This is a genomic window from Microbacterium maritypicum MF109, assembly GCF_000455825.1.
Taxonomy (GTDB): Bacteria; Actinomycetota; Actinomycetes; order Actinomycetales; family Microbacteriaceae; genus Microbacterium; species Microbacterium maritypicum_A.
Genome location: NZ_ATAO01000231.1, coordinates 1 through 402 on the forward strand (window position 1 = coordinate 1; position 402 = coordinate 402).

General features: G+C 65.9%; 1 protein-coding gene. It reads left to right on the forward strand.

The genetic code is table 11. The features are described 5' to 3' along the window. On the forward strand, nucleotides 1-402 hold a 402-nt coding region (locus L687_RS40115; RefSeq protein WP_040569852.1), incomplete at both ends, for an efflux RND transporter permease subunit.

A 402-nucleotide genomic window follows, 5' to 3' on the forward strand; every position in this document is an offset into this window, starting at 1 on the left:
TCGACGACGGCGACCAGCACCACGAACGCCTCGATCGTGCAGGCGATGTTCGCCTACGGAACGAATCTCGCCACGGCCGAGCAGAAGATCCAGCAGGCGATCAACCGCATCTCGTCGCAGCTGCCGGAGGATGTGACCCCTCAGGTGCTGTCGGTCTCCATCGACGACTTCCCGGTGATCCAGGTCGCCGTCACCGGATTCGAGGATGCCGACAACGCCCAGGCCCAGCTCGAATCGGTCGCGATCCCCGAACTCGAAGACGTCGACGGCGTCAACGCGGCCGAGATCGTGGGTGGCGTCGGGCAGCGCATCAGCATCACGCCCGACGTGGCGAAGCTCGCCGCTGCCGGCCAGAGCACCTCGGCGATCAACGACGCACTCGACCAGAACGGCACGCTGTTC